The sequence below is a fragment of the Halalkalibaculum sp. DA3122 genome (assembly GCF_043951865.1).
Classification (GTDB): Bacteria; Bacteroidota; Rhodothermia; order Balneolales; family Balneolaceae; genus JAMQKA01.
Window position 1 is genome coordinate 1 of record NZ_JBINJF010000068.1, and the last position, 5498, is coordinate 5498.

The following is a 5498-nucleotide window of genomic DNA, read 5'->3' on the forward strand; positions in this document are numbered from 1 at the left end:
TTGTTCTTTTCCGTAATGAGACAGACAGATAATCGCATAGTGCGACCCGTCATTCTGCGAAGCAGATGACGAAGTAAAGACGGCCGGGAGGCAAGCTCGATGTTATTAGGTGTATTATTATACCATGGAGAGTTTGATCCTGGCTCAGGACGAACGCTGGCGGCGGGCCTAACACATGCAAGTCGTGGGAGAACCAGTCTCTTCGGAGGCTGGGGAGACCGGCGGATGGGTGAGTAACGCGTAGGCAACCTGCCTGAAGGACGGGGATAACGCGCCGAAAGGCGCGCTAATACCCGATGATGCAGCGGTCCCGCATGGGAACAGTTGTTAAAGGCTTTGGCCACCTTCAGATGGGCCTGCGTGCCATTAGCTAGTTGGTGGGGTAAGAGCCCACCAAGGCGATGATGGCTAGGGGGTCTGAGAGGATGATCCCCCACACTGGGACTGAGACACGGCCCAGACTCCTACGGGAGGCAGCAGTGAGGAATCTTGCGCAATGGAGGAAACTCTGACGCAGCCACGCCGCGTGCTGGAAGACGGCCCTATGGGTTGTAAACAGCTTTTACCAGGGAAGAACCCCGGGGTTTCGACCCCGGCTGACGGTACCTGGTGAATAAGCACCGGCTAACTCCGTGCCAGCAGCCGCGGTAATACGGAGGGTGCAAGCGTTGTCCGGAATCATTGGGTGTAAAGGGTGCGCAGGCGGGTCAGTAAGTCGAGGGTGAAATCTTGCCGCTTAACGGTAAAATGGCCTTCGATACTGCTGATCTTGAGTCCAGAAGAGGTCGGTGGAATTCGTGGTGTAGCGGTGAAATGCATAGATATCACGAAGAACACCAGTGGCGAAGGCGGCCGACTGGTCTGGTACTGACGCTGAGGCACGAGAGCGTGGGGAGCGAACAGGATTAGATACCCTGGTAGTCCACGCTGTAAACGATGTGTGCTAGATGTTGGCCCTTCGGGGTCGGTGTCGCAGCTAACGCAATAAGCACACCACCTGGGGAGTACGTCCGCAAGGATGAAACTCAAAGGAATTGACGGGGGCCCGCACAAGCGGTGGAGCATGTGGCTTAATTCGATGCAACGCGAAGAACCTTACCCAGGCTAAATCCAGCCTGACAGCTCCTGAAAAGGAGTCTCCCTTCGGGGCAGGCTGGAAGGTGCTGCATGGCTGTCGTCAGCTCGTGCCGTGAGGTGTTGGGTTAAGTCCCGCAACGAGCGCAACCCCTACGGTTAGTTACCAGCACGTAATGGTGGGGACTCTAGCCGGACTGCCTACGCAAGTAGTGAGGAAGGTGGGGACGACGTCAAGTCATCATGGCCCTTACGTCTGGGGCTGCACACGTGCTACAATGGACGGTCCAATGGGAGGCGAGCCCGCGAGGGTCAGCAGATCCCCAACACCGTTCCCAGTTCGGATTGGAGTCTGAAACTCGACTCCATGAAGCCGGAATCGCTAGTAATCGCGTATCAGCAATGGCGCGGTGAATACGTTCCCGGGCCTTGTACACACCGCCCGTCAAGCGATGGAAGCAGGGAGTACCTGACGAGGCCGGGCCAACCTTCGGGAGGCAGGTCTTCAGGGTAAGCCCTGTGACTGGCGCTAAGTCGTAACAAGGTAGCCGTACCGGAAGGTGCGGCTGGATCACCTCCTTTCTACGGAGAGTCCCCTCCTGGCCGGGGTCGCCTGTGCGATTATCTGTCTGTCTGTTACGGGAGCGAGCCAGGCGGCGCTGGCCGCCGGCAGGGCGCGGTCCCGGCCGGGGTCGCACTTGGGCTTGTAGCTCAGGTGGTTAGAGCGCACGCCTGATAAGCGTGAGGTCGCAGGTTCAACTCCTGCCAAGCCCACTTATGGCCGAGGGGCCGCAGTGGGGGCTATAGCTCAGTTGGCTAGAGCATCTGCTTTGCAAGCAGAGGGTCGTCGGTTCGAATCCGACTAGCTCCACCAGGGGTGAGCAGCGGTGCAGTTAGCACCTGGCCGGTAGTCGGTTTGGCTACGGGTAAGGTGGTAATTGAACCGCCCGGCTTCGGCCGGGGAGTGTTCTTTTATTATTGCAGGACGGGGGGCATTGCGGGAAGGCTTTGTAGCTGTTAAAGGCGAGGAGCTGCCCCGGCCACAGCCCGTCGCTCTGCGCGTTCTTTGATATAGTGGGAAGCAAAGGTAAGATCGAGCGTCATCGGTCTGCCCTCGGGCAGGCCGAACGACATATCACAATCACATAACATATAGATTGCCCGCTGTCCGGCTTCGGCCGCGACAGCAGCATTGATGAGTTCATTGTGTGGGTTGCACCGGCTCCGGTCCGATTGATTGGAGGCGGATGCAAGCCGTATAAGCGAAAGCAAGACAAGGGCGCACGGTGGATGCCTAGGCATCGTCAGGCGATGAAGGACGTGACAAGCTGCGAAAAGCTGCGGGGAGCTGCACACAAGCTGGGATCCGCAGGTATCCGAATGGGGCAACCCATCCCGACTTGGTCGGGATACTCCCGTATGGGAGGGCCAACGGGGGGAATTGAAACATCTTAGTACCCCCAGGAGCAGAAAACAAGTCAGTGATTCCCCAAGTAGTGGCGAGCGAACGGGGAACAGCCCAAACCCATCTCCTACGGGAGGTGGGGGTTGCAGGGCCCACAGAAGGCATGCGAGCCAAATTCGAAGCGCACTGGAAAGGCGCGCCACAGAGGGTGAAAGCCCCGTAGGAGTACCGCAACCATGCCGGTGGGATCCCCTGAGTAGGACGGGACCGGAGAAATCCTGTCTGAACCCGGCGGCACCATCCGCCAAGGCTAAATACTGACGATGACCGATAGTGGACCAGTACCGTGAGGGAAAGGTGAAAAGAACGCCGAGAAGGCGAGTGAAACAGTACCTGAACCCGTGCGCTTACAAGCGGTCGGAGGCCTCGTTGAGGCTGACGGCGTGCCTTTTGCATAATGAGCCTACGAGTTGCTCCTGACCTGCGAGGTTAACCTGCTCAGCAGGGAAGCCGAAGCGAAAGCGAGTCCGAACAGGGCGTCGAAGTAGGTCGGGGCAGACGCGAAACCGGGTGAGCTATCCATGACCAGGGTGAAGCGGTGGTAACACACCGTGGAGGCCCGAACCGCCTGGCGTTGAAAAGCCATCGGATGAGTTGTGGATAGGGGTGAAAGGCCAATCAAACCCGGCAATAGCTCGTTCTCCCCGAAATATATTTAGGTATAGCATCTGGCGTGGAAGGTGTCGGAGGTAGAGCACTGATTAGGCTAGGGGGCTTCACCGCCTACCAAACCTAGACAAACTCCGAATGCCGGCACCTGTTGCCAGGTAGTCAGCGGCCGAGCGATAACGTCCGGTCGCAAGAGGGAAAGAACCCAGACCACCGATTAAGGCCCCTAAATCCAGACTAAGTTGCAGAAAGAAAGTTGGGTTGCCCAGACAACTAGGAGGTTGGCTTAGAAGCAGCCATTCCTTGAAAGAGTGCGTAATAGCTCACTAGTCGAGCGGCCCGGCGTCGATAATTTGCGGGCATCAAGTCTGGTGCCGAAATCGTGGGTTGTATCCTGTTGGATACAGCGGTAGGGGAGCATTCCAGCCCCGTCGAAGCCCGGCTGTGAGGCCGCGTGGAGGATCTGGAAGCGAAACTGTAGGCATGAGTAACGATAAGAAGGGTGAAGAACCCTTCCACCGTAAACCTACGGGTTCCTGATCAACGCTCATCGGATCAGGGTTAGTCGAGACCTAAGGCGTAGCCGAAGGGCGAAGCCGATGGAAAACCGGTACAATATTCCGGTACCACCGAAGGGTCACAGGCTAAGGCGTGACGCAGAAGTGACACCACCGCCTGTCGACGGAATGACAGGTTGAAGGATGTAGGCTGGCCGGCAGGCAAATCCGCCGGCCCGAGGCCGAACTCCGACAGTACGGGGAGCCTGCGGGCAAACCGACAGTGTGGGTAATCCCGCTGCCAAGAAAAGCGTCGTAGACTGCTCTTTGGTGCTCGTACCAAAACCGACACAGGTAGGTGAGGAGAGAATCCTCAGGTGCTCGAGGCAATCGTGGCTAAGGAACTCGGCAAATTAGATCCGTAACTTCGGGAGAAGGATCCCCTGCGGCCCTTTCGGGGGTTGCGGGGCGCAGTGACCAGGCCCAATCGACTGTTTAACAAAAACACAGGCCTCTGCCAAGGCGCAAGCCGACGTATAGGGGCTGACACCTGCCCGGTGCTGGAAGGTTAAGGAAGCCTGTTAATCGCCTTTGGCGGTGAAGCGGGCGACTGAAGCCCCAGTAAACGGCGGCCGTAACTATAACGGTCCTAAGGTAGCGAAATTCCTTGTCGGGTAAGTTCCGACCTGCACGAATGGTGCAACGAATTGGGCACTGTCTCGGCCACGAGCTCGGTGAAATTGTGGTATCGGTGATGACGCCGATTACCCGCAGCGGGACGGAAAGACCCCGTGAACCTTTACTACAACTTTACATTGGCTTTACCGGCCGGATGTGCAGGATAGGTGGGAGGCCCTGAAGCCCCGGCGCCAGCCGGGGTGGAGCCACCCGTGAAATACCACCCTTCCGGCAGGTGAATTCTAACCCCCCACCGGGGGAACAGTGTATGGTGGGTAGTTTGACTGGGGCGGTCGCCTCCTAAAGTGTAACGGAGGCTCCCAAAGGTACCCTCAACGCGGTCGGCAATCGCGTGTAGAGTGTAAAAGCATAAGGGTGCTTGACTGCAAGAGATACAGCTCGAGCAGCTGCGAAAGCAGGGTTTAGTGATCCGGCGATTCCGTATGGAAGGGTCGTCGCTCAAAGGATAAAAGGTACTCCGGGGATAACAGGCTTATCTCCCCCAAGAGTTCACATCGACGGGGAGGTTTGGCACCTCGATGTCGGCTCATCGCATCCTGGGGCTGGAGAAGGTCCCAAGGGTTTGGCTGTTCGCCAATTAAAGCGGTACGCGAGCTGGGTTCAGAACGTCGTGAGACAGTTCGGTCCCTATCTGCTGTGGGCGCAGGAACCTTAAGGAGAGCTGCTCCTAGTACGAGAGGACCGGAGTGGACGCACCGCTGGTGCACCAGTTGTCCCGCCCGGGGCACCGCTGGGTAGCTATGTGCGGAAGTGATAAGCCGCTGAAAGCATCTAAGCGCGAAGCACGCTCCAAGATAAGGGTTCCCCAAGAGTCTGCTGGAAGACGACCAGCTCGATAGGCGGCAGGTGTACGGGTGGTAACACCCTCAGCCGAGCCGTACTAATCAGACCACCGGCTTTGCTTATATGGCTTGCATCGGCCCCCACCACGGGCCGGGGCTGACCTCGACCTTGCCCGCTTCCCACTACATCAACGAACCCCACAGGTTTTGACACATTGATCAACCCATTCAGGAGGTGAGCCACCGCGCAGGGGCCCCACCCGTTCCCATCCCGAACACGGCCGTTAAGCCCTGCCGCGCCAATGGTACTGCCAGCAGGCGGAAGCGTAGGTCCTCGCCTCCTCTTTTTTTTCCCCACGGCCCTCCGCCTCA

The 5498-nt window shown here is 58.0% G+C and carries 2 tRNA genes and 3 rRNA genes; all 5 read left to right on the forward strand.

Annotated features, from left to right (window positions below):
* Positions 1-121: 121 nt before the first annotated feature.
* The 5 genes from ACG2F4_RS19020 (at position 122) to rrf (ending at position 5469) form a co-directional block, all read left to right on the forward strand.
* A 16S ribosomal RNA gene (locus ACG2F4_RS19020) occupies positions 122-1656 on the forward strand.
* Positions 1657-1774: 118 nt separating this feature from the next.
* Positions 1775-1848: transfer RNA gene (locus ACG2F4_RS19025), tRNA-Ile, on the forward strand.
* A 23-nt stretch (positions 1849-1871) separates the two neighbouring features.
* Positions 1872-1948: transfer RNA gene (locus ACG2F4_RS19030), tRNA-Ala, on the forward strand.
* Between the two features lie 387 nt (positions 1949-2335).
* Positions 2336-5249: ribosomal RNA gene (locus tag ACG2F4_RS19035) — 23S ribosomal RNA — on the forward strand.
* Positions 5250-5357: 108 nt separating this feature from the next.
* Positions 5358-5469 (forward strand): 5S ribosomal RNA (rrf, locus tag ACG2F4_RS19040).
* Together the 16S, 23S and 5S rRNA genes with 2 tRNA genes alongside form the textbook arrangement of a ribosomal RNA operon.
* Positions 5470-5498: the final 29 nt, after the last annotated feature.